The organism is Streptomyces sp. NPDC023527 (genome assembly GCF_055560115.1).
Genome location: NZ_JBVHJJ010000002.1, coordinates 105,803 through 127,507, shown reverse-complemented (window position 1 = coordinate 127,507; position 21,705 = coordinate 105,803). Strand labels below are relative to the sequence as shown.

The 21,705-nt window shown below is 69.3% G+C and carries 22 protein-coding genes and 1 tRNA gene; 8 read left to right on the top strand and 15 right to left on the bottom strand.

The genetic code is table 11. The features are described from left to right. Positions 1 to 16: 16 nt before the first annotated feature. Positions 17 to 1,294 (bottom strand): sensor histidine kinase, encoded by a 1,278-nt coding sequence (locus tag ACZ303_RS04070; RefSeq protein ID WP_467335781.1) that lies wholly within the window; start codon positions 1,292 to 1,294, stop codon positions 17 to 19. Beyond that, positions 1,294 to 1,821 carry a hypothetical protein gene (locus tag ACZ303_RS04065; protein ID WP_467334805.1) on the bottom strand — a complete coding sequence of 176 codons (528 nt, stop codon included), beginning with the start codon at positions 1,819 to 1,821 and terminating at the stop codon, positions 1,294 to 1,296. The genes ACZ303_RS04070 and ACZ303_RS04065 overlap by 1 nt, the downstream gene beginning before the upstream one ends. Before the next feature lie 267 nt (positions 1,822 to 2,088). On the opposite strand from ACZ303_RS04065, the gene ACZ303_RS04060 reads away from it, so the two are divergent. The 3 genes from ACZ303_RS04060 to ACZ303_RS04050 all read left to right on the top strand — a co-directional run bounded on the left by ACZ303_RS04060 (position 2,089) and on the right by ACZ303_RS04050 (position 4,949). Next, positions 2,089 to 3,579: an MFS transporter gene (locus tag ACZ303_RS04060; protein WP_467334803.1), complete on the top strand. Its 1,491-nt coding sequence runs from the start codon at positions 2,089 to 2,091 to the stop codon at positions 3,577 to 3,579. Between the two features lie 231 nt (positions 3,580 to 3,810). Continuing rightward, on the top strand, positions 3,811 to 4,815 hold the full coding sequence (locus tag ACZ303_RS04055) for an HNH endonuclease signature motif containing protein (protein WP_467334802.1): 1,005 nt from the start codon (positions 3,811 to 3,813) through the stop codon (positions 4,813 to 4,815). Between the two features lie 50 nt (positions 4,816 to 4,865). Further along, positions 4,866 to 4,949: transfer RNA gene (locus ACZ303_RS04050), tRNA-Leu, on the top strand. A 52-nt stretch (positions 4,950 to 5,001) separates the two neighbouring features. On the opposite strand, the gene rdgB is transcribed toward ACZ303_RS04050, so the two are convergent. The 4 genes from rdgB to ACZ303_RS04030 form a co-directional block, all read right to left on the bottom strand. Then, positions 5,002 to 5,604 (bottom strand): RdgB/HAM1 family non-canonical purine NTP pyrophosphatase, encoded by a 603-nt coding sequence (gene rdgB, locus ACZ303_RS04045; protein ID WP_467334801.1) that lies wholly within the window; start codon positions 5,602 to 5,604, stop codon positions 5,002 to 5,004. Positions 5,605 to 5,612: 8 nt separating this feature from the next. Beyond that, a complete protein-coding gene (locus tag ACZ303_RS04040; protein WP_467334799.1) occupies positions 5,613 to 6,002 on the bottom strand; it encodes a hypothetical protein in 390 nt (129 codons plus the stop codon). Between the two features lie 102 nt (positions 6,003 to 6,104). Beyond that, positions 6,105 to 6,836, bottom strand: coding sequence for a ribonuclease PH (gene rph / locus ACZ303_RS04035; RefSeq protein WP_467334798.1), 732 nt, complete (start codon positions 6,834 to 6,836; stop codon positions 6,105 to 6,107). Positions 6,837 to 6,930: 94 nt separating this feature from the next. Beyond that, entirely contained in the window at positions 6,931 to 7,164 is a 234-nt protein-coding gene (locus ACZ303_RS04030) for a PTS sugar transporter subunit IIB (RefSeq protein WP_467334796.1), read from the bottom strand. Between the two features lie 224 nt (positions 7,165 to 7,388). On the opposite strand from ACZ303_RS04030, the gene ACZ303_RS04025 reads away from it, so the two are divergent. Next, positions 7,389 to 8,702 (top strand): PTS transporter subunit EIIC, encoded by a 1,314-nt coding sequence (locus tag ACZ303_RS04025; RefSeq protein ID WP_467334794.1) that lies wholly within the window; start codon positions 7,389 to 7,391, stop codon positions 8,700 to 8,702. A 321-nt stretch (positions 8,703 to 9,023) separates the two neighbouring features. Beyond that, entirely contained in the window at positions 9,024 to 10,235 is a 1,212-nt protein-coding gene (locus ACZ303_RS04020) for a PTS transporter subunit EIIC (protein WP_467335779.1), read from the top strand. Between the two features lie 120 nt (positions 10,236 to 10,355). On the opposite strand, the gene ACZ303_RS04015 is transcribed toward ACZ303_RS04020, so the two are convergent. Beyond that, the gene (locus ACZ303_RS04015; protein ID WP_467334793.1) at positions 10,356 to 11,108 is read right to left on the bottom strand and encodes an MBL fold metallo-hydrolase; all 753 of its coding nucleotides are present in this window, start codon (positions 11,106 to 11,108) and stop codon (positions 10,356 to 10,358) included. Positions 11,109 to 11,375: 267 nt separating this feature from the next. Between ACZ303_RS04015 and ACZ303_RS04010 the strand changes: the two genes are divergently transcribed. Further along, positions 11,376 to 11,768 carry a hypothetical protein gene (locus tag ACZ303_RS04010; protein WP_467334792.1) on the top strand — a complete coding sequence of 131 codons (393 nt, stop codon included), beginning with the start codon at positions 11,376 to 11,378 and terminating at the stop codon, positions 11,766 to 11,768. 89 nt (positions 11,769 to 11,857) lie between these two features. On the opposite strand, the gene ACZ303_RS04005 is transcribed toward ACZ303_RS04010, so the two are convergent. The 6 genes from ACZ303_RS04005 to clpS form a co-directional block, all read right to left on the bottom strand. Further along, the gene (locus ACZ303_RS04005; RefSeq protein WP_467334790.1) at positions 11,858 to 12,808 is read right to left on the bottom strand and encodes a PLP-dependent cysteine synthase family protein; all 951 of its coding nucleotides are present in this window, start codon (positions 12,806 to 12,808) and stop codon (positions 11,858 to 11,860) included. 9 nt (positions 12,809 to 12,817) lie between these two features. Then, positions 12,818 to 13,105: a MoaD/ThiS family protein gene (locus tag ACZ303_RS04000; RefSeq protein WP_467334788.1), complete on the bottom strand. Its 288-nt coding sequence runs from the start codon at positions 13,103 to 13,105 to the stop codon at positions 12,818 to 12,820. A 136-nt stretch (positions 13,106 to 13,241) separates the two neighbouring features. Next, positions 13,242 to 13,664, bottom strand: a complete 423-nt coding sequence (locus ACZ303_RS03995) for a M67 family metallopeptidase (RefSeq protein ID WP_467334786.1) — start codon at positions 13,662 to 13,664, stop codon at positions 13,242 to 13,244. 79 nt (positions 13,665 to 13,743) lie between these two features. Next, entirely contained in the window at positions 13,744 to 15,228 is a 1,485-nt protein-coding gene (locus ACZ303_RS03990; RefSeq protein ID WP_467334784.1) for an amino acid permease, read from the bottom strand. 332 nt (positions 15,229 to 15,560) lie between these two features. Next, positions 15,561 to 16,154: a DUF2017 domain-containing protein gene (locus tag ACZ303_RS03985; protein ID WP_467334782.1), complete on the bottom strand. Its 594-nt coding sequence runs from the start codon at positions 16,152 to 16,154 to the stop codon at positions 15,561 to 15,563. Next, positions 16,154 to 16,465, bottom strand: a complete 312-nt coding sequence (gene clpS, locus ACZ303_RS03980; RefSeq protein ID WP_344091296.1) for an ATP-dependent Clp protease adapter ClpS — start codon at positions 16,463 to 16,465, stop codon at positions 16,154 to 16,156. The genes ACZ303_RS03985 and clpS overlap by 1 nt, the downstream gene beginning before the upstream one ends. 126 nt (positions 16,466 to 16,591) lie before the next feature. On the opposite strand from clpS, the gene ACZ303_RS03975 reads away from it, so the two are divergent. Together ACZ303_RS03975 and ACZ303_RS03970 are read left to right on the top strand one after the other, a co-directional pair. Next, positions 16,592 to 17,920, top strand: coding sequence for a nicotinate phosphoribosyltransferase (locus ACZ303_RS03975; RefSeq protein ID WP_467334778.1), 1,329 nt, complete (start codon positions 16,592 to 16,594; stop codon positions 17,918 to 17,920). Between the two features lie 126 nt (positions 17,921 to 18,046). Further along, positions 18,047 to 18,640 (top strand): isochorismatase family protein, encoded by a 594-nt coding sequence (locus tag ACZ303_RS03970; RefSeq protein WP_467334776.1) that lies wholly within the window; start codon positions 18,047 to 18,049, stop codon positions 18,638 to 18,640. A gap of 58 nt (positions 18,641 to 18,698) precedes the next feature. Here the strand turns inward: ACZ303_RS03970 and ACZ303_RS03965 are convergent, their stop codons facing one another. Beyond that, a complete protein-coding gene (locus ACZ303_RS03965; protein WP_467334774.1) occupies positions 18,699 to 19,022 on the bottom strand; it encodes a hypothetical protein in 324 nt (107 codons plus the stop codon). A gap of 136 nt (positions 19,023 to 19,158) precedes the next feature. Continuing rightward, positions 19,159 to 21,576, bottom strand: a complete 2,418-nt coding sequence (locus ACZ303_RS03960) for an immune inhibitor A domain-containing protein (RefSeq protein WP_467334772.1) — start codon at positions 21,574 to 21,576, stop codon at positions 19,159 to 19,161. Positions 21,577 to 21,705 lie beyond the last annotated feature (129 nt).

Here is a 21,705-nt window from a genome sequence, read left to right as displayed (position 1 = left end):
GCCCCACGCCGCGGCCCTACGAGCCGGAGGCACCGGCGCCCCGGCCCACCGGGCGGCTCGCCTCCGGCTCGTCCTCGGCCTCCGGCAGGTCGAGGACGGCCCGCGCGCCACCGCCCTCCGCCGTACCGAACTCCAGCCGGGCACCCAGCACCACCGCCTGCCCCACCGCGATCGTCAGCCCCAGACCATGCCCCGTACCGCGCTCCGGCGCCGCCGTACGGAACCGCCGCGGCCCCTGATCCACCAGCTCCGGCGGATAACCGTCACCGTGGTCCCGCACCACGATCCGCGTCCCCACGACCGTCACCTCGATCGGCGGCTTCCCGTGCTTGGCCGCGTTCGCCAGCAGATTGACCAGGATCCGCTCCACCCGACGCGCGTCCGTCGCCACGATCCGGCCCTCGCCGACCACCTCGACCGACACATCGTCGACCCCGCGCTGACCCCGCGCCCGCTTCACGATCCCGCGCACCAGCGACGGCAGCTCCACCGGATCCAGCTGCGCCCGCTCCACCCCCGAGTCCAGCCGCGAGACCTCCAGCAGGTCCTCCACCAGCGACCGCATCGTCTGCGCCCGCTCCCGCACCATCTCCACCGCCCGCGGATGCGGCAACAGCTCCGCCGACGCCACCAGCCCCGCCACCGGCGTCCGCAGCTCATGCGCCACATCCGCCGTGAACTCGCGCTCCGCCTCCACCCGCGCCGCCAACGACGTCGCCATGTGATGCACCGACCGGCCCAGCTCCGCCACCTCGTCCCGGCCACCGGCCGCCAGCGCCTCCGCGTCCGGCGGCTCACCCGCCGCGATCCGCCGCGCCGCCGCCGCACTGTGCCGCAGCCGCCGCGACAGACTCTGCGCCACGAACCACGCGACCACCGCCATCAGCGCCACCGTCGCCGCACCGGCCACCACCAGCGCCTTGTCCAGCGCCCGCTGCAAAGGATCACGGTCGGGGTAGGGCGCCGACACCGACAGCACCTTGCCGCCACCGACCTCGGTCGCCGCCCACACCCGGGGATCGCCGCCCCCACTGATGTACGTACCGGAACGACCCTTGCGCACCGCCTCCGTCAGCGCCGGCGGCAGCGTCGAGTCGTCGAGCTGCGCGCCGAGCGCCAGCAGACTGTCGCGCTGGTACACCTGGAGCGCGGAGCTGAGCAGACTGTCCTGGTACGCGCGGGCCTGCCGGTCGCGCTCCACGGCGGAGATGTGGTGCACGGACAGCCCGAGGACCACGACGGCGAGTGCGGTGACGAAGGAGATCGCGAGCGCGATCCGGCCACGGATACCCATCACGCGATCGAGTACGTTTCCCGCGACTCGCCCAGGGGAGTGGCCCCCGTGTACGCCACCTCGAGGCCGGTGAAGGCCATCATCCCGTCGACGTTCTTCGCACCGTAGAGCCGGAAGTGCGCCGGGAAGGACGTCACGCCCACACCGCTGGCACCGTGGGACACCTGCACCACGCCGGTGCCCTCCGCGCCGTCCGCGGCATAGTGCCCCCACTTGATCCCGCTCGCCACCATGCCGACATCCGCGCAGGTCAGCGTGATGATCTCCGGCTCGACGACCGGCTCACCCAGACCGCACTCCCGCACCCCCGGCATCGCCCGCGCCGGCGAGGCGTCGACCTCGGCCTCCTGCGTGCCACGCGGCGCCTTCGACTTCTGGGCCGCCGCCGTCTTCGGCGCGTCGGCCACCGCGCTCGCCCGGTCCTCCAGGCTGAACCACACACCGCCCAGCGCCAGCAAGGTCACCATCGCGAAGACCGCCATCACGGTACGCATGCTGGCCCGACGGAGCTCGGCACGGTCGGCCATCGACGTCTCTTCCTGGGGTGGGAGCGGTGCTGCCGAGGGCCACTTCGCGCCCTCCGCTCAGAGTGACGGTGAAATCGGGCGACGCGTTCCCTTCCGCCTATATCAGATCGCCCTCACCACCGCTTCAACCGAGTGACCTATATCGCTTACCCCCACCCGACCGGTTTGAGCCGCCGCACAACGCGCAGACGCACGACGCCCGACCGTACGAGCACCCGCACTGCCGCCCGCCACGCGGCCCAGCGCCGAACGAGAGGAAGCCGAGCCGTGTCCACCGGCAGCAGCACCGAGGCCGACACCGACCTCGACCCGGAGGCCGTCAAACGCCACCGGGCCCTCTTCCGGGCCGTCGCCCGCCGCAAGAGCCCCCGACTCCGCCGCACCGACATCACCGTCACGGACGAGAAGACGGTCAGACGCGCGGTGAAGGCGGCGGCGCTCGGCAATGCCATGGAGTGGTTCGACTTCGGCATCTACAGCTACCTCGCCGTCACCATCGGCGACGTCTTCTTCCCCTCCGGCAACGACACCGTCCGGCTGCTGTCCTCCCTCGCCACCTTCGCCGTGGCCTTCCTCGTACGCCCGCTCGGCAGCCTCTTCTTCGGCCCGCTCGGCGACCGCGTCGGCCGCAAGCGCGTCCTCGCCCTGACCATGGTCCTGATGGCCATCGGCACCTGCGCGATCGGCCTGATCCCCTCCTACGCCGCGATCGGCTTCTGGGCGCCGGTGCTGCTGATCTGCTTCCGGATGCTCCAGGGCTTCTCCACCGGCGGCGAGTACGGCGGCGCGGCCACGTTCATCGCCGAGTACGCGCCGGACCGGCGCCGCGGCTTCTTCGGCAGCTTCCTCGAATTCGGCACCCTCGCGGGTTACGTCGGCGCGGCCGGCCTCGTCACCCTCATGACGTCGACCCTCGGCTCCGCCACCATGACCGACTGGGGCTGGCGCATCCCCTTCCTCGTCGCCGGCCCGCTCGGCCTCGTCGGCCTCTACCTCCGCCTGAAGCTGGAGGACACCCCCGCATTCCAGAAACTGGAGGAGGAGAACGGCGGCGGCGAGCGCGTCACCAGCGAGACCACCGAGCTGAAGCAGATCTTCACCACCCAGTGGTCACGGCTGCTGCTCTGCGTCGTCCTCGCCGGGGCGTACGGCATCACGGACTACATGCTGCTCTCCTACATGCCGACCTACCTGACCGACGAGCTCGGCTACGACGACGCGCACGGCCTGCTGGTCCTCATCGCGACGATGGTCCTGCTGATGGTGGTCATCACCTTCGTCGGCCGCCTCAACGACCGCGTCGGCCGCAAGCCGCTGCTGATGGCGGGCATGGGCGGCTTCGCGGTCCTCTCGGCCCCCGCGTTCCTGCTGCTGAAGCAGGGCAGCCTGGTCGCGGTCTTCGGCGGCATGCTGATGCTGGGCCTCCCCCTCGTCTGCCTCCTCGGCACAATGTCCGCGGCCCTCCCCGCGCTCTTCCCCACACCGGTCCGCTACGGCTCCCTGTCCATCGGCTACAACCTCTCCACGTCCCTCTTCGGCGGCACGACCCCCCTGGCGATCACCGGCCTGATCAGCGCCACGGGCAGCGACATGGCCCCGGCGTTCTACACGATGGGCGCGGCGGTGATCGGCATGATCGCGGTCGCCTGCATGCGGGAAACCGCCCAACAGCCCCTGGAGGGCTCGCCGCCGTCGGTCTCCACGAAGGAGGAAGCGGCGGAGATCGTCTCCTCCCAGTCACCTGACCCGAAGTTCTGACAGTTCGTGCTTATGGCGTAACTGTCGGGCGATCCCCTCGTTGATGAGTTCGAGGCCGCGACGCATGCGCGTGCGGCCGCGCCCAGGACTCTGCAGCCATTACCGGTGAGTGAGGGTTTCCGGACGCGGCCGCGCGTCCGGAGTCCCCTCCGCCGGTTCGTATGGAGGGGAAAGCCATGCCGGTCAAATACACATACGAGATGCTCGTCGGAGCCCGCGCCGGGCGGTCCGATGTCTGACCTCTACGACCGCGACAAGCTGACCAGCGCCGTCGCAGGGGCGACGGGGTGGGCCGATCTCATGCGCAAGCTCGGCGTCCAAGCCAGCGGTGGCAGGCGCCGGGTCCTTCAGGGGAGAGTTGCCGCGTACGGCATTGACACCGGTCACTTCAAGCAGCGCAGCCCCTGGCGCAAGTACCCGGATGAAGCCATAGCAGAGGCCGTCACGTCATCCAGCACTCTGCGGGAAGTCGCGCAGAAGCTCGGCGCGCCTCCGGCGACCGGAACTCTCTCCCACATCCGCCGCCGGATCAGCGCCCTCGGCATTGACGTCAGCCATTTTCCCGGCATGAACCGCCCCGAACTCGACCTGCCGTTCATCGAAGACGAGCTCAGAGCAGCCGCCGCGTCCGGGGACAGCATCCGTGCGGTTGCGCGGGAACTCGGGACCTCCGATGACGGCAGGTCTCGTGCGGTTCTCCGGCGCATGCTCAAAGAACTGGGCATCGACACCAGCCACTTCCTGCACAGTCGGCGAGCCATGCCCGATGACCAGTTGCGACAGGCCGTGGCTCGCTCCACGAGCTTTGCGGACGTCATGCGGGACATTGGGCTGGTCGTCAACGACACCAACCATCGCCGCATACGACGACGAACGGTCCAACTCCGGCTGGACACATCCCACTTCAAGCGAAGGGCGTGGGGCAGCGTCCGGGCCTGCCAGCCCAAGCCCATCGCCGATGAGGTGCTCCGAGTGCGCCCGAAGGGGTCGCCCCGCGAGAACCGTCAGCGACTCCACCGAGCGCTCGGCGAGATCGGCATCCCGTACCGCTGCACCTCCTGCGGCAACGAGGGCGAGTGGCTGGGCGAACCGATCACACTTCAGATCGACCACATCAATGGCGACTGGCTCGACAACCGCCGGGACAACCTTCGCTACCTCTGCCCCAACTGTCACGCGATCACGAGCACCTGGTGCCGGGGTGGCAAGCAGAGGGAGGCCGCCGGGCTCAAGTAACGCCCCCCGCCCCACCTCAGCCGCCAGCCCGCTACGATGGCTGGCGGCTAGCGGCGGTGGCGCAGTGGCGACGCAGCGGACTTAGGATCCGTGGCCCGTGACAGGGCTTGAGGGTTCGAATCCCTTCCGCCGCACGGGAACGGCCTGTGAATCCTTGGATTCGCAGGCCGTTCTTGCGTTCGGGCGTCAGCCCAAGAGCTCCCGCACCACCGGTACCAGGCCGCGGAATGCCTTGCCGCGGTGGCTGATCGCGTTCTTTTCCGCGGGGGTCAGCTCCGCGCAGGTGCGGGACTCGCCGAGGGGCTGGAGGATCGGGTCGTAGCCGAAGCCGCCGCCGCCGGTGGGTTCGTGGCGGAGGGTGCCCTCCAGGCGGCCCTCCACCACGCGCTGCGTGCCGTCCGGCAGGGCCAGCGCCGCCGCGCACGCGAAGTGGGCCGCGCGGTGCTCGTCCGCGATGTCGCCGAGCTGGGAGAGCAGCAGGTCCAGGTTGGCCTTGTCGTTGCCGTGGGCGCCGGCCCAGCGCGCGGAGAAGATGCCGGGCGCGCCGCCCAGGACGTCGACGCACAGGCCGGAGTCGTCGGCGACGGCCGGCAGGCCCGTGGCCTCGGCGAGGGCGTGGGCCTTGAGGAGGGCGTTCTCGGCGAAGGTGACGCCGGTTTCCTTGACGTCCGGGATGTGGGGGTAGGCGTCGGCGCCGATGAGCTCGACGTCGAGGTCCGCCTCCTCCAGGATGGCGCGGAGTTCGATGACCTTGTTGGCGTTGCGGGTGGCGAGGATCAGGCGCTTCATGGGACGGATTATCCCGTGCAGACCTTCGTCAGCTCGGCGGCGGCGTCCGAGAGGGGCCTCAGGTCGGGCGTCTTGTCCTGGCGGACGGCGTCGCGGACGTTGGTGACGGCCGTCTGGAGGTGGTCCAGGGCCTTGCTGACGTCCGCGTCGTCCGTCTTGCCCTTGAGTTTCCTCGTGTCCTTTTCCAGGGTGTCCAGGATCTTGTCCGCCTGGTCGGGGTTGCTCGCCGTGTCGGTCACGGCGCGCCGGAGGTCGTCGACGTCGTTGGAGATCTCTATGCCGAGGCGGGCGCAGTCGACGGCTTTCTGCGCGGCGGAGCAGCCGACCGCCAGCGGTACGGCCAGCGCGGCGGCGGCGAGGGCGACGGCGGCTCTGGTGTGGCTGCGGCGTACGGACATGCGGGTCCTCCCCGGACGGTTACGGGCGTACGGCCGTCCGCCGTACGCCCGTATCTATGAACGCTCCCCCACCGCGCGGTGGTTGCCCGGTGGGCGCGGTCGTTACAGCGTCGTCGCCAGCGCCTCGCGCTGCACCGCGTCGAGCTGGGCGCAGCCGGTGACGGCGAGGTCGAGGAGGGCGTTGAGCTCGTCGCGGGCGAAGGGCTCGGCCTCGGCGGTGCCCTGGACCTCGACGAAGCGGCCGTCGCCGGTGCAGACGACGTTCATGTCGGTGTCGGCGCGGACGTCCTCCTCGTAGCAGAGGTCGAGGAGGGGGACGCCGTCGACGATGCCGACGCTGACGGCGGAGACCGTGCCGGTGAGGGGCTGGCGGCCGTGCTTGATGAGCTTCTTGCCCTGGGCCCAGGTGATGGCGTCGGCGAGGGCGACGTAGGCGCCGGTGATGGCCGCGGTGCGGGTGCCGCCGTCGGCCTGGAGGACGTCGCAGTCGAGGACGATCGTGTTCTCGCCGAGGGCCTTGTAGTCGATCACGGCGCGCAGGGAGCGGCCGATGAGGCGGGAGATCTCGTGGGTGCGGCCGCCGATCTTGCCGCGTACGGATTCGCGGTCGCCGCGGGTGTTGGTGGAGCGGGGCAGCATCGAGTATTCGGCGGTGACCCAGCCCTCGCCGCTGCCCTTGCGCCAGCGGGGCACGCCCTCGGTGACGCTGGCGGTGCAGAAGACCTTGGTGTCGCCGAAGGAGAGGAGTACGGAGCCCTCGGCGTGCTTGCTCCATCCGCGCTGGATGGTCACGGGGCGGAGCTGGTCGGGGGTGCGGCCGTCGATGCGAGACATGGTGATGAGCCTACTGGCTTCGGGGATACGCGAAAGGCCCCGTTCCGGTTGGTGCTGGTCCGGTGGCGGGGCCGTTCGGGGGGAGCTCAGTGGCTCACATCATGTCTTCGATCTCGCCGGCGATCGGGTCGGCGTCGGTGCCGATGACGACCTGGATGGCGGTGCCCATCTTGACGACGCCGTGCGCGCCGGCGGCCTTGAGCGCGGCCTCGTCGACGAGTTCGGGGTTCACGACCTCGGTGCGGAGGCGGGTGATGCAGCCCTCGACCTCTTCGATGTTGTCGAGGCCGCCGAGCCCGGCGACGATCTTCTCAGCCTTGGTGGCCATGTGCACTCCTGGTTGTCTCGGCCCTTCGGCGGTCTCGCCGACCGGCTTCACACGGTAACCCACGTTCAGCCCAACTACGCGGGCATATGTCCGCCATCTAACGAATGATGGCGACCACCCGGCGTCGCGTTCCGGGAGGCCGGAACATGCCCGCAGGTGGTCTACACCAGTATGCGGCAAGCATCGAGTGGACTGCCGCCGGGGCGGCAGCCGGGAGGACGCACATGAGCTCGAACGCCGCGGCGGCCCCGAGGAAGAAGAGCTGGACGCAGGGTCTTCTGCAGAACCTCCAGAAGATGGGGCGCAGCCTTCAGTTGCCGATCGCGGTGCTGCCGGCGGCGGGGATCCTCAACCGGCTGGGGCAGCCGGACGTCTTCGGCAAGGACGGGCTGGGCTGGACGGACGTGGCGAAGGTGTTCGCGGGCGCGGGTGGCGCGCTGCTGGACTCGGCGCTCGGTCTGCCGTTGCTGTTCTGCGTGGGTGTGGCCATCGGGATGGCGAAGAAGGCGGACGGTTCGACGGCGCTGGCGGCGGTGGTGGCGTTCCTCGTCTATTTCTCGGTGCTGCATCAGTTCCCGGAGGACTGTCCGCGGGAGTCGACGTTCGGCGGTGCGGGGCTGTGGAGCGGGGTCTGTGTGTCGGGGGTGGGTGTGGCGCAGCCGGCGTCGTTCCAGAATTCGGGGGTGTTCGGCGGCATTGTGATCGGTCTGCTGAGCGCCTGGTTCTGGATGCGGTTCCACCGGGTGCGGCTGGTGGACTGGCTGGGGTTCTTCAACGGCCGCAGGCTCGTACCGATCCTGATGTCGTTCGTCGCGCTGGCCTTCGCGGTGATCTGTCTGTTCGTATGGCCGCCGGTGGGTGACGCGCTGACGGACTTCAGTGAGTGGCTGTCGGATCTGGGGTCGGCGGGGTCGGGTGTGTTCGGTGTGGCGAACCGGGCGCTGCTGGTGGTGGGGCTGCACCAGTTCCTCAATACCTTCATGTGGTTCCAGTTCGGCGACTACACCAAGCCGGACGGGACGGTCGTGCACGGCGACATCAACCGGTTCCTGGCGGGTGATCCGGGTGCGGGGCAGTTCACCACCGGGTTCTTCCCGATCATGATGTTCGCGCTGCCGGCGGCGGCGTTGGCGATCACGCACTGCGCCAGGCCGCACCGCCGGAAGGTGGTCGGGGGCATGATGCTGTCGGTGGCCCTGACGTCGTTCGTCACGGGGATCACGGAGCCGATCGAGTATTCGTTCCTGTTCATCGCGCCGGTGCTGTACGCGGTGCACGCGTTGTTGACGGGTGTGTCGATGGCGGTGTCGTGGGGGCTGGGTGTCCACGACGGTTTCAGTTTCTCCGCGGGGCTGATCGACTATGTGATCAACTGGGGGCTGGCGACCAAGCCGTGGCTGATCATTCCGATCGGGCTGTGCTTCGCCGTCGTGTACTACGTGATTTTCCGCTTCGCGATTACAAAGTTCGATCTGCCGACTCCGGGGCGTGAGCCGGAAGAGGTGGCGGAGGAGATCGAACAGGAGAACGTGAAGTAAGGGGTCAGTGACGCTGCGCCGGGATTTGCCTCCCGGCCCCGCGGCCCCCGAGCCTTGCTCGGGGGCCGTTTGTCGTGCCGCCCGGGCCTGTGGGCGAGGCCACTGGGAACGACGGATTCCTTTATGCCGTACTCACGTGCTACAACAGGTCTAAACCACTGAGTGGTGTAGACCATAAGCGGGCCGTCCCTCCTTCCCCCGAGCGCCCGCCTCACCTGGAGGAATCCGATGAGTAAGAGCGCCAAGGCGGCAAAGGCGGCGCCTGACGACGCCGCGCCGGAGAAGAAGAAGCCGGAGAAGAAGAAGTTCGGCGCCGGCGCCATGGCGATAGCCCAGCGCATCGGCCGCAGCCTCATGCTGCCGGTGGCGGTGCTCCCCGCCGCCGCGCTGATGGTGCGCCTGGGCCAGGACGACATGCTGGGGCGCGAGTCCTTCCCCGCGTTCCTGAACAAGATCGCCGAGTTCATGGCCGCCGGTGGTGGCGCCATCCTCGACAACATGGCGCTGCTGTTCGCCGTGGGTGTCGCGATCGGCTTCGCCAAGAAGTCGGACGGCTCCACCGCGCTGGCCGCCGTCGCCGGTTACCTGGTCTTCTCGAAGGTGCTGGCCACCTTCACCGACGGCAGCCTGCCGAAGAAGGCGGCCGTGGTCGACGGCAAGGTCGCCATGGTGGAACAGGCGGTCGACGCCAAGGTCCTCGGCGGTGTCGTGATGGGCATCGTCGTCGCGCTGATCTACCAGCGCTTCTACCGCACCAAGCTGCCCGACTGGGCGGGCTTCTTCGGCGGCCGCCGTCTGGTGCCGATCCTGTCGTCCTTCGCGGGTCTCGTCATCGGTGTCGTCTTCGGCTACATCTGGCCGGTGCTGGGTACGGGTCTGCACAACTTCGGTGAGTGGCTGGTCGGCTCGGGCGCCGTCGGCGCCGGCATCTTCGGTGTCGCCAACCGCGCGCTGATCCCGGTCGGCATGCACCACCTGCTCAACTCCTTCCCGTGGTTCCAGGCCGGTTCGTACGACGGTCCCAAGGGTGCGGTCAGCGGTGACATCGCCCGCTTCCTGGCCGGCGACCCGGACGCCGGCCAGTTCATGACCGGCTTCTTCCCGATCATGATGTTCGCGCTGCCGGCCGCCTGCCTGGCGATCGTGCACTGTGCCCGCCCCGAGAACCGCAAGGTCGTCGGCGGCATGATGTTCTCGCTCGCGCTCACCGCCTTCGTCACCGGCGTGACCGAGCCGATCGAGTTCACCTTCATGTTCGTCGCCCCGGTGCTGTACGCCATCCACGCGGTGCTCACCGGTGTCTCGCTGGCCCTGACCTGGGCGCTCGGCATGAAGGACGGCTTCGGCTTCTCCGCCGGTGTGATCGACTTCCTGCTCAACCTGGGCATCGCCTCCAAGCCGTGGCTGCTCGTCCTGGTGGGTCTGTGCTTCGCCGCGGTCTACTACGTGGTCTTCCGCTTCGCGATCATCAAGTTCAACTTGAAGACGCCGGGCCGTGAGTCGGAAGAAGAGTCCGCCGAGCTGAAGGCCTGACCCCGACCAACAGGGCCTGATCTCGACGTAAAAAAGAAAAATCCCCTGGAATCCTTGGATTCCAGGGGATTTTTCTTTTGCACCCTTTGATAAAGGGCTGCAAAGGACAATTCCGGGCGGTCACATCTCGTAGACCGCGCCCGCGTGCGCCAGTTCCACCGGGCCGTCGAAGACCGCGCGCGCGTCCCGGAGGTTGGTCAGCGGGTCGGTCCACGGCGGGATGTGCGTGAGAATCAGGCGCCCCGCGCCGGCCCGGGCGGCGTGCTCGCCCGCTTCCCGGCCGTTGAGGTGCAGATCCGGGATGTCCTCCTTGCCGTGGGTGAAGGACGCCTCGCACAGCAGCAGGTCCGTGCCCACCGCGAGCTCGTGCAGGGCCTGGCAGGGGCCGGTGTCGCCGGAGTAGACGAGCGAGGTGCCGCCGTGTTCGACGCGGAAGGCGTACGCCTCGACGGGATGCCGCACCCGGTCGGTGCGGATGGTGAACGGGCCGAGGGTGAAGGTGCCCGGCTTCAGGGTGCGGAAGTCGAAGACCTCCCCCATACAGCTCTCGTCGGGCACGTCCCCGTACGCCGTGGCGAGCCGCCGCTCGGTGCCCTCGGGACCGTGGACGGGGATGGCGGCGGCGCGGCCGCCGTCGTGCCGGTAGTAGCGGGCGACGAAGTAGCCGCACATGTCGATGCAGTGGTCGGGGTGCAGATGCGACAGAAGGATGGCGTCGAGGTCGTAGAGACCGATGTGGCGCTGGAGCTCGCCCAGGGCACCGTTGCCCATGTCGAGCAGCAGCCGGAAGCCGTCGGCCTCTACGAGGTAGCTCGAACAGGCCGATTCCGTGGACGGGAACGACCCCGAGCATCCGACGACGGTGAGCTTCATGCGGGCCTGAACCTCCGTGGGCTGGTTACGGGGGGCCATGCGGTCCGACGAGCGTAAGGCGCGAATCAGGCGGTCGCTCCTCCGCGAGGTGGGGTTGTGGTTGAAGTCACCGGTACGGACCCTTCTGCCCGGACCTCGCAAGGCGGCTTCCGGGCGAATCGGCCCCCGGGAACCAATTTTCCCCGCATAGTCATGTCACCCGGTGGATCCTCGCGTACGCGCGCGGCAGGGCAAAGGTTCGGCAGAACCTGGGTTGGGGGCCGGACGATGTGGCGTCCTTCGCAGTTCCCTACGGCTCTGGTCTCCGTCATCACGGTGCTGGTGCTGCCCGTCACCACCACCCTCGCCGGTGGTGCGGTGCCGGAGCCGATCAGACCGTATCTGTGGCCGGCCTGGCCGATCGCGGCCGGATCGGCCACCGTGGCGGCGGTGTTGGAGGCGCGCGGCCGCCGGGCCCCGGCCGGGGGCGGCCGGCCGGACGCCCCGGGCGGGGCCGGCGCGGACGGCGGCGAGGCGGACGAGGTCCGGCCGTGCCGCGCGGCGGACCAGCTCGCCCGTACGCTGCACGGCCAGTGGGCCGCCGAGCGGTGCCGCGACCGCGTCGGGCCAGGCGGTCGGGCCCCGGACGGCACGCGGTGGGCTCGCCGGCCGGATCCATGACCCCGGGCCCGCTCGCGGCCCTGCGGATCCCCGGACGGCCGGTCGCCGAGGCACGGCGGGCCCGGCCCGCCGGTTCGGCCGACCCGGCGTCACGCCCAGAGCTGGCCGTGCAGTGTCTCCACCGCTTCCTCGTCCGTGGCCGCCGTGTAGACGCCCGTGGAGAGGTACTTCCAGCCGCCGTCGGCGACGATGAAGGCGATGTCGGCGCGTTCGCCGGCCCGTTCGGCCTTGCGGGCCACCCCGGCGGCGGCGTGCAGGACGGCCCCGGTGGAGATGCCGGCGAAGATCCCCTCCTGGGAGAGGAGTTCGCGGGTGCGGCGGACCGCGTCCTCGGAGCCGACGGAGAAGCGGGTGGTGAGGACGGAGGCGTCGTAGAGCTCGGGCACGAAGCCCTCGTCGAGGTTGCGCAGGCCGTAGACGACGTCGTCGTAGCGCGGCTCGGCGGCGACGATGCCCACGCCGGGGACGTGTTCGCGCAGGTAGCGGCCGACGCCCATGAGGGTGCCGGTGGTGCCCAGGCCGGCGACGAAGTGGGTGATCTCGGGGAGGTCCGCGAGGATCTCGGGGCCGGTGGTGGCGTAGTGGGCGCCGGCGTTGTCGGGGTTGCCGTACTGGTAGAGCATCACCCAGTCGGGGTGGCGCGCGGCCAGCTCCTTGGCCTGGCGGACGGCCGTGTTGGAGCCGCCCGCGGCGGGCGAGGAGATGATCTCCGCGCCCCACATGGCGAGGAGGCTGCGGCGTTCCTCGCTGGTGTTCTCCGGCATCACGCACACCATGCGGTAGCCCTTGAGCTTGGCCGCCATGGCGAGGGAGATGCCGGTGTTGCCGGAGGTGGGCTCCAGGATGGTGGCGCCGGGTGTCAGCCTGCCGTCCTTCTCCGCCTGCTCGATCATGTGCAGGGCGGGCCGGTCCTTGACCGAGCCGGTGGGGTTGCGGTCCTCCAGCTTGGCCCAGATCCGGACCCTCTCGGACGGGGAGAAGCTCGGCAGGCGGACGAGCGGCGTGTTGCCGACCGAGGCCAGGTGGCTGTCGTAACGCATGCGCGTCGCTCAGACCATTCCGCCGGCGACGGCCGGGAGGATGGTGACGCTGTCGCCGTCGGTGAGCTCGGTGGTGATGCCGGCGAGGAAGCGGACGTCCTCGTCGTTGAGGTAGACGTTCACGAAGCGGCGCAGCTCTCCGCCGGCGGCGTCGTCGACGAGGCGCTCGCGGATGCCCGCGTGGCGGGTCTCGAGGTCCTTGATGAGCTCGTCGATCGTGGCGCCGCTGCCCTCGACGGCCTTCTTGCCGTCGGTGTAGGTGCGGAGGATGGTCGGGATGCGGACCTCGATGGCCATGCGGGTGTGCTCCTGTCGGAGTGCGGGTTCGGTTCGCGTGGAACGCGGGGGCTCACGTCGTGAGAACCATGGGCGCATCGTATCGATTCCTTGTGCGCATTCCGGAAGTTCGTCCCGACATTCGGACCCTTCGGTCTCAGTAGGTGGCCACGATCCGTACCTCCTCCTCGGTGACCTCTCCGTCGACTATGCGGAAGGAGCGGAACTGGAAGGGTCCCGCGTCGTCGGTGTCGGCGGTGGAGACGAGGACGTAGTGGGCGCCGGGCTCGTTGGCGTAGGAGATGTCCGTGCGCGAGGGGTAGGCCTCGGTGGCGGTGTGCGAGTGGTAGATGACGACGGGGTCCTCGTCGCGGTCGTCCAGCTCGCGGTAGAGCTTGAGCAGGTCGGTGGAGTCGAATTCGTAGAACGTGGGCGACCGGGCGGCGTTGAGCATGGGGACGAACCGCTCGGGGCGGTCGGTGCCGGCGGGGCCGGCGACCACGCCGCAGGCCTCGTCGGGGTGGTCGGCGCGGGCGTGGGCGACGATCTGGTCGTGGAGGTCCTGGGTGATGGTCAGCATGTCGGCCAGGATAGACAGAAGGGCCCGCCCGTACCGAGGAGTGGTACGGGCGGGCCCGAATGCCGGACGGTTTGCCGCGTCAGAGGGTCTTCTGGCCCTCGTCGACGGTGGCCGCCGCGTAGTCCTTGCGGGCGAACGCCTGCGGGTTGCGGGCCTTGAGGATGTAGTACGAGCCCACCATGATCGCGGCCCAGATGGGCGCGCAGTACAGGGAGATCCGGGAGTCCTTGTCGATGCCCATCAGCACGATCACCATGAAGATGAAGGCGAGCGCGAAGAGGCTGGTCCACGGCGCGCCGGGGGCCTTGAACGCGGACTGCGGCAGCTCGCCGCGGTTGGCCTTGCGGCGGTAGATCAGCTGCGCCGCGAGGATCATGATCCACGCCCACATGCCCGAGATGGTCGCGAAGGAGACGACGTAGGTGAACGCCTCACCCGGCCACTGGTAGTTGATCCAGACGCCGACGAGCATCAGCGCGGCCGAGAAGGTCGTGCCGCGCAGCGGCAGGCCGTTCTTGGTGAGCTGGGCGAAGAACTTCGGGCCCTGGCCGTTGAGCGCGAGGTCGCGCAGCATGCGGCCGGTGGAGTACATGCCCGAGTTGCAGGAGGACAGCGCCGCGGTCAGCACCACGAAGTTGACGATTCCCGCACCGGCCGGCAGGCCGATCTTCGCGAAGGCCGCCACGAACGGGCTGACGCCCGGCATGAACTCGGTCCACGGGACCACGGCCAGGATGATGATGAGCGCACCGATGTAGAAGACCGCGATCCGCCACGGGACGGTGTTGATCGCCTTGGGGAGCGTCTTCTTCGGGTCCTTCGCCTCGCCCGCGGTGACGCCGACGAGCTCGACGGCGAGGAAGGCGAACATGACGATCTGCAGCGTCATCAGGGTGCTGCGGATGCCATTGGGGAAGAAGCCCGAGTGCGACCAGAGGTTGCTGAAGGTGGCGGTGTCACCGGCGTCGGAGAAGCCGAGGGTGATCACGCCGAGGCCGATCAGGATCATGCCGATGATGGCGGTGACCTTGACCATGGAGAACCAGAACTCCAGCTCGCCGAAGAGCTTCACGGAGATCAGGTTGGCGAAGTAGAGGATGACCGTGAACCCGAGCGCGGACACCCATTGCGGGACGTCGCCGTGGGTCCAGTAGCTCATATAGGTCGCCGCGGCGGTGACCTCGACAATGCCGGTGACGACCCAGAAGAGCCAGTACGTCCAGCCGGTCACGTACCCCCAGAAGGGGCCGAGGAACTCACGGGCGTAGTCGGAGAAGGAGCCCGAGACCGGGCGGTACATGAGCAGCTCGCCGAGCGCGCGCATGATGAAGAAGATGACGAGGCCGGCTATGGCGTAGGCCAGGATCAGGCTGGGTCCGGCCTTGTGGATGGCCGTGCCCGCGCCGAGAAACAGGCCGGTGCCGATGGCACCGCCGATGGCGATCATCTGGATCTGTCGGTTGCCCAGACCACGCTGGTAACCCTCGGAAGCGTCCTGTCCGCTTCCGTCCTGCCCTGCGGCCTCCGCGCTAGCGGTACGGTCCGCGACCTGCTCAGAGGTCATGGTGGTGCGCCTTTCTCCATACCGATCCGGTCATTCGGATCGGGTCCAGATCCCCCCGGAAATGGAGTCCTGTCATTGCCGACGGTCGGCCGGCGAAGCGCTCCCGCCGCGACATGGGTGGCGTCGCGGTGGCAGGTCGTGAAGATTTATCACGAGTGGCGAGAAGATCGCCCGAGGCACTGTGGGGCACACCACAAAGGAATCGGGACAAAAGTAAAAATGGCGGCCAAAGGCCGCCACTACAGTGATTCGATCGTTATCCGGAATTGAGCGTTCGCTGAGCGGACACATATGGCATGTCCATGGCGTTTTCCGCCGTCATAGGCGCGAAATCACGCCATCAGAGCCTCGACGAGCGTCTCCTGGAGACCCCCGAGCCAGAGGTACGCCATCACCATCGGCTTGCGCGGGTCCTCGTCCGGCAGCCGGAACAGCGCATCGCTGTCGTCGTCCTCCCGGATCTCCAGCCGCGTCCCGATGGCCAGCCGCAGGTCGTTGAGCGCGCCGAGCCAGCGCCGGCAGTCCTCGGCCGACAGCCGCAGCACGGCGCCGCTGTCCCCGGCCACGGTCAGCGAGTCGAGCGAGCGGACCACGCCCAGGGCGTCCTCGCGCTTGCGCTCGCGCAGGTCGTTCTCGGTGTAGCGGCGGAATTCGGCCGCGTACGCGCGCTCCCGCTGGTCCTGGTCGGAGCCCGGATCACCATAGGCGTCCGGGAAGAGGCGGGCGAGCGCGGGGTCGGCGGGCGGCTCGCTGGGGCCCTCGGAGAAGAGCCGCGCGAGCGGGTCGGCGTCGTCGGGGCCCTGGCTCTCGCCCGGCCCGATCAGCTCCAGGAGCTGGACGGCGAGGCTGCGGAGGATGGAGATCTCGACCTCGTCCAGGGCCACGGCGGCCCCGCCGCCCGGCAGCGGCTCGAAGTGCCCGGCCATCAACGGTCCTGCGACAGCGTCGCCCACAGGCCGTAGCCGTGCATCGCCTGCACGTCGCGTTCCATTTCCTCGCGGCTGCCGCTGGAGACGGTGGCGCGCCCCTTGTGATGGACGTCGAGCATCAGCTTGTGGGCCTTGTCCTTGGAGTAGCCGAAGTAGGCCTGGAAGACATACGTCACGTAACTCATGAGGTTGACGGGATCGTTGTGGACGAGGGTCACCCACGGCACGTCGGGCTCGGCCACGGCGAAGGGGGATTCGCCCGTCTCAGGTCGTTCGATCTCGACCGGTGCAACACTCACTCTTCCCATGCTGCCACTCGCGAGGGTGCGATGCACAAACGGGGGTACCGCCTCCGGCCCGCGCCACCATGCCTGCAGGCCATCCCCGGCACAGAAATCGTCACTCTGACGAGATTCGGGGGTAGCATCTGATCCATGAACGCTGCGGACTTGAGGCTGCCGGTGGACGTGCCGTCGACGGCCCTCTTCACCGACCGGTACGAACTCACGATGCTCCAGGCGGCTCTGCGCTCGGGCACCGCCGACCGCCGCTCGGTCTTCGAGGTCTTCACCCGCCGGCTGCCCGAGGGCCGCCGCTACGGCGTCGCCGCCGGCACCGGCCGCGTCCTGGACGCGGTGGAGAACTTCCGCTTCGACAGCCGCGTGCTGGACTTCCTCGCCGAGCGGAAGATCGTCGACGAGCCGACGCTCGCCTGGCTGGCCGATTACCGCTTCCGCGGTGACATCTGGGGCTACCCCGAGGGCGAGGTCTACTTCCCCGGCTCGCCGATCATGCGGGTCGAGGGCACCTTCGCGGAGGCCGTGCTCCTGGAGACGGTGATCCTCTCCATCCTCAACCACGACTCGGCGGTCGCCGCCGCGGCCTCCCGGATGGCGGTCGCGGCCGGCGGCCGGCCGCTGATCGAGATGGGCGCCCGGCGCACGCACGAACTGGCGGCCGTCGCCGCCTCGCGCGCCGCGTACGTGGGCGGCTTCGCCTCGACGTCCGATCTGGCGGCCGGATTCCGATACAACATCCCGACCGTGGGCACCAGTGCGCATGCCTTCACGCTGCTGCACGACAGCGAACGGGACGCCTTCACCGCACAGGTCGACGCCCTCGGCGGAGGCACGACCCTGCTGGTCGACACCTTCGACGTGACCGAGGCCGTCCGGATGGCCGTGGAGATCGCCGGGCCGGAGCTGGGCGCCGTCCGGATCGACTCGGGCGACCTGCTGCTGCTCGCGCACCGGGTGCGCCAGCAGCTGGACGAGCTGGGCGCCACCAAGACGCGCATCGTCGTCACCAGCGACCTGGACGAATACGCGATCGCCTCGCTGGCGGCCGCGCCCGTGGACGCGTACGGCGTCGGCACCCAGCTGGTGACCGGCAGCGGCCACCCCACCTGCTCGATGGTCTACAAGCTCGTGGCCCGCGCGGACGGCCCCGGGGCGGACGCGCCGCTGCGGCCGGTGGCGAAGAAGTCGATGGGCGGCAAGTCCTCGGTCGGCGGCCGCAAGTGGGCCGCGCGCCGCCTGGACGCGGACGGGGTGGCGGAGGCCGAGGTCGTCGGCACCGGGCCGGTACCGGAGGACCTCGTGGACCGGCAGCTGCTGGTGGAGCTCGTACGGGCCGGCGAGACGGTCGCCCGCGAGCCCCTGGACGCGGTTCGCGACCGGCATACGGCGGCGCGGGCGGGCCTGCCGATGTCGGCGACGCAGCTCTCGCGCGGCGAGGCGGTCCTGCCCACGGAATACGTCTGAACGGGCGCCCTCGCGCCCGGGCGCTCCGAAGACCCCCTCCCATAACGCGAGGCGAGTCACTACCCTCGGTCACAGCGACTTGATCCGCACTGTCGGCCGAGGGCCCTTCCCCTAAGGATCCGCACTATGCAGCGTGCACTGATCGTCGTCGACGTGCAGAACGACTTCTGCGAGGGCGGCAGCCTCGCGGTCGCCGGCGGCGCCGACGTGGCCGCGGCCATCACCGACCTGGTCGGCGAGGCCACCGCGGGCTACCGCCATGTGGTCGCCACGCGCGACCACCACATAGATCCCGGCGACCACTTCTCCGAACAGCCGGACTTCGAGCACTCCTGGCCGGTGCACTGCGTGGCCGGCACGGAGGGCAGCGGCTTCCACCCCAATTTCGCGCCGATCATCGCCTCCGGGGCGATAGACGCCGTGTTCGACAAGGGTGCCTACGCGGCCGCGTACAGCGGCTTCGAGGGCACGGACGAGAACGGCGTGCCGCTGGCGGACTGGCTTCGGGAGCGGGGGGTGACCGAGGTCGACGTGGTGGGGATCGCGACGGACCACTGCGTGCGGGCGACCGCGCTCGACGCTCGTCGGGAGGGGTTCAGCACGCATGTGCTGCTGGATCTGACCGCGGGGGTCGCCCCGCGCACGACCGAGCGGGCGCTGGAGGAGCTCCGGGACGCGGGTGTGGAGCTGAGCGGTAAGCCGGTCGTGCAGGGCGGGTAGGGCCGGGCCACGGGCGTCCTCGAACGCCGGACGGGCTTGATGCGGCGCCCCCCGCCGCTCAGGCCACCGGCCGCCGTAAAAGGCTCCGTATCGGATGCCAGGATTCCGTGTCGTCCGTCGGGGCCGCGCGCCAGACCAGGCCGTCCGGGTGGTGGAGGACCGCGGTTATCTCGTCGGGGGTCGGGGGCTCGCTGTTGCCCCGGAGGTAGACGGCCCGCAGGCCGAGGTTGCGCAGGCGGGTGAGGGCCCGCTGGCGGTTCACCGCGTGGACCAGGACCCGTACGCGCCCGTCGGGCGCCCCGCAGCCGCCCGGCGGGCTCGGCAGGGACAGGGCGACGACCACGCTGCCGCCCGGCAGCTTGGCGAAACCGCCTCCGGCCATCCCGGTCACCTCTCCCGCACAGCAGTCGGTGTCAATAACAGCGTCACGACCGTCATCTAAACGCGATCGGCCGCCGCCCGCTAGAGGGCGACGGCCGATACGTCTCTGACCTGCGGAGATGCCGATTACTCGGGGGTTACTTGCCGGACGGACCCACCTGGATGGTCATCGTGGAGCCGCTCGGCGCCTCGGTGAGGATCCGGATCCGGGTGTTGGTGTCAGTAAGCTGCACACCGCCGGTGGGGTTCGCCTTGTCGTAGTACGAGCCCTTGCGGTCGTCGAAGACGGGCGTGCCGAGCTTGCCCTTGACGCGGGTGGCGACGCCGTCGCTGTGCACGGTGTAGCCGTCGCTCGGGTACCAGCTGAACGGCGAGTCGTACGCCTGGAAGCGGTTGCGCATCATCGTGCCGTCCGCCCACTTCTCGGGCTTGGCGTGCGCGTCCACCGGCAGGATGCGGCCGACGCCCGGGTGCAGGCCGACGTTGTTGTCGATCTGCGCGGTGTCCCACTTCCAGATCAACAGGCCGTTCTGGTACGGGTAGTGCTCGACCCAGGCCGGCTTGGCGGTCTTCCAGCCGAAGTTGTACGGGCCGACGCGGAGCGTCTTGTCGTACGACACGTACTGGCGGTTCTCGGCGATGTAGTACTGCGCGTACTCCTTGGTGAAGGACTCGCCGATGCGGGAGAAGCCCTTCGCGGTCCAGCCGTTGTCGTCGGCCTCGGCGCCGTCCGTGAAGAGGGCGGTGCCGTCGGCGGTGACGGAGATGGCGTCGGCGGTGAAGCCCTTGCCGGAGGTGCCGCCGTCGGTCTGGTAGCGGAAGCGCAGGTCGACCTTCTTGCCCGCGTAGGCGTCGAGCGGGTACGCGAGCTTCTTGTACGCGCCGGAGGTGCCGGTCAGGGCGGGCTTGTCGCCGCCGTCGCGCTGGATGGACTTGCCGTCGGCGGTACCGTCGAGCGGGGTCCAGTTGGCGCCGCCGTCGGTGGAGACCTCGGCGTAGAGGTAGTCGTAGTTGTCCTCGATGTCCCACCAGCCGGAAAGGCCGAGCTGGGCCTTGGACTTGCCCGTGAGGTCGACGGGACGGGTGAGGGTGTTCTTCAGGTCGTCGCCCTGACCGCCCCACCACTGCTTGGTGCCCTCGGCGGGCTTGACGACGTCGGTCTTGACCGCCTTGGCGGGCAGGTCGACGACGACCGCCTGCTTGTCCTTGGTGTTGTACTCGGCCACGCCCAGCTTGTGCGTCGACTTCGTCGCCGCCTTCGCCTTGCCGTAGTTGAGCCAGCCCAGCTGGAGCTTGTCCCAGGCGCTCATGTCGCCGGGCAGGTCGCCGATGGAGTCCTTGCCGTTGCCGAGCCAGGAGCCGGACGACATCAGCGACCAGTAGGCGACGGAGGACTCGCCCTTGCCGGTGGTGTCGTACTCGTCGGGCAGGCCCAGGTCGTGGCCGTACTCGTGGGCGAAGACGCCGAGGCCGCCGTTCTCGGGCTGCATGGTGTAGTCGCCGACCCAGATGCCGGAGTCGCCGATCTGGGTGCCGCCGGCCTTGTTGGTGCCCGGGCCGGTCTTGCCGGCGTCGGAGCCGAAGGCGTACCAGCGGTGGGCCCAGATGGCGTCGGTCTTCTGGACGCCGCCGCCGGCGGACTCGTCCTCACCGGCGTGCACGATCTGGAAGTGGTCGATGTAGCCGTCGGGCTCGTTGAAGTTGCCGTCGCCGTCGAAGTCGTTGCGGTCCCACTTGTCGTACGTGGCGAGCTCGGACTTGATGTCGGCGTCGGAGCGGCCGGCGGCCTTCTGGTCCGACACCCACTGGTTGACGCCGTCGCGCACGAGGTCCCAGGCGCTGGGGCAGTTGGTGGAGCCGCAGTAGTTGGAGCCGTAGCGGGCCTCGTTGTAGGGAACCTTCACCCAGTCGGTGACCTGGCCCTCGACGGAGTAGCGGCCCGAGGACTGCTTCTCGTAGTACTTGGCCAGGGATTCCTTGTTCTTGTCGTGCGAGAAGTACAGGTCCTGGAAGTAGCCGCGGTTGTAGTCCTTGCGCCAGGCCGTGCTGTTGTCCTTCTTGCGGTCCGGCTCGACTATTCGGTTGTGCGCCGGGCCGGGGGCGCCGCCGTACTTCTTCACGGGCGGCTTGGGGCCGTCGGGCCCGTCGGGGTCGTACATCGTGGTGTCGTCGACCTTGTCGCCGAAGTCGACCAGGATCGTGAAGATCCGGTCGGTCTTCTCGCGGGCGAGCTCGACGTACTTGCCCTTGCCGAGCTGGACGACCTTCGACGCGCCGCGCTGCTCGGTCCGGGCGTCCCCGGATATGACCTTGTCGAGCGCGGCCTTGCGCTGCGCCTCGTGCTTCTTGGTGTACGGGCCCTTGAGGTCGTGCTCTACGCGCTGCTCCGCCCGCTCCGGGTCGTGGCGCTCGACGGTGACGGGCTGGTCAGTCCCGTTCGTCGCTCCGGTCGTGCCTGCCGCCTGTGCGATTCCGGCCGAAAGGGTCGCCGCGCCGAGCGCGACGACCGTGGCCACGGCGGCGGATCGGGCGATCCTCCGTTGGCTGCTTTTCACTTGTGCCCTGTCCTCCCCAGTAACAACTGTGGAGGTATTTGACCGGACAGGGACAAGAAAAGACAGCCCTTGACTGCACCCGCCGAAGCAAGTACGTTATGCGATCTTTAATTTGCGGATTTCGGACAT

Bases quoted from the DNA above. Each gene is read 5' to 3' on its own strand.
- ACZ303_RS04070 (WP_467335781.1), bottom strand. From the start codon at position 1,294: ATGGGTATCCGTGGCCGGATCGCGCTCGCGATCTCCTTCGTCACCGCA.
- ACZ303_RS04065 (WP_467334805.1), bottom strand. From the start codon at position 1,821: ATGGCCGACCGTGCCGAGCTCCGTCGGGCCAGCATGCGTACCGTGATG.
- ACZ303_RS04055 (WP_467334802.1), top strand. From the start codon at position 3,811: ATGTCTGACCTCTACGACCGCGACAAGCTGACCAGCGCCGTCGCAGGG.
- rdgB (WP_467334801.1), bottom strand. From the start codon at position 5,604: ATGAAGCGCCTGATCCTCGCCACCCGCAACGCCAACAAGGTCATCGAA.
- ACZ303_RS04040 (WP_467334799.1), bottom strand. From the start codon at position 6,002: ATGTCCGTACGCCGCAGCCACACCAGAGCCGCCGTCGCCCTCGCCGCC.
- rph (WP_467334798.1), bottom strand. From the start codon at position 6,836: ATGTCTCGCATCGACGGCCGCACCCCCGACCAGCTCCGCCCCGTGACC.
- ACZ303_RS04030 (WP_467334796.1), bottom strand. From the start codon at position 7,164: ATGGCCACCAAGGCTGAGAAGATCGTCGCCGGGCTCGGCGGCCTCGAC.
- ACZ303_RS04025 (WP_467334794.1), top strand. From the start codon at position 7,389: ATGAGCTCGAACGCCGCGGCGGCCCCGAGGAAGAAGAGCTGGACGCAG.
- ACZ303_RS04020 (WP_467335779.1), top strand. From the start codon at position 9,024: ATGGCGATAGCCCAGCGCATCGGCCGCAGCCTCATGCTGCCGGTGGCG.
- ACZ303_RS04015 (WP_467334793.1), bottom strand. From the start codon at position 11,108: ATGAAGCTCACCGTCGTCGGATGCTCGGGGTCGTTCCCGTCCACGGAA.
- ACZ303_RS04010 (WP_467334792.1), top strand. From the start codon at position 11,376: ATGTGGCGTCCTTCGCAGTTCCCTACGGCTCTGGTCTCCGTCATCACG.
- ACZ303_RS04005 (WP_467334790.1), bottom strand. From the start codon at position 12,808: ATGCGTTACGACAGCCACCTGGCCTCGGTCGGCAACACGCCGCTCGTC.
- ACZ303_RS04000 (WP_467334788.1), bottom strand. From the start codon at position 13,105: ATGGCCATCGAGGTCCGCATCCCGACCATCCTCCGCACCTACACCGAC.
- ACZ303_RS03995 (WP_467334786.1), bottom strand. From the start codon at position 13,664: ATGCTGACCATCACCCAGGACCTCCACGACCAGATCGTCGCCCACGCC.
- ACZ303_RS03990 (WP_467334784.1), bottom strand. From the start codon at position 15,228: ATGACCTCTGAGCAGGTCGCGGACCGTACCGCTAGCGCGGAGGCCGCA.
- ACZ303_RS03985 (WP_467334782.1), bottom strand. From the start codon at position 16,154: ATGGCCGGGCACTTCGAGCCGCTGCCGGGCGGCGGGGCCGCCGTGGCC.
- clpS (WP_344091296.1), bottom strand. From the start codon at position 16,465: ATGGGAAGAGTGAGTGTTGCACCGGTCGAGATCGAACGACCTGAGACG.
- ACZ303_RS03975 (WP_467334778.1), top strand. From the start codon at position 16,592: ATGAACGCTGCGGACTTGAGGCTGCCGGTGGACGTGCCGTCGACGGCC.
- ACZ303_RS03970 (WP_467334776.1), top strand. From the start codon at position 18,047: ATGCAGCGTGCACTGATCGTCGTCGACGTGCAGAACGACTTCTGCGAG.
- ACZ303_RS03965 (WP_467334774.1), bottom strand. From the start codon at position 19,022: ATGGCCGGAGGCGGTTTCGCCAAGCTGCCGGGCGGCAGCGTGGTCGTC.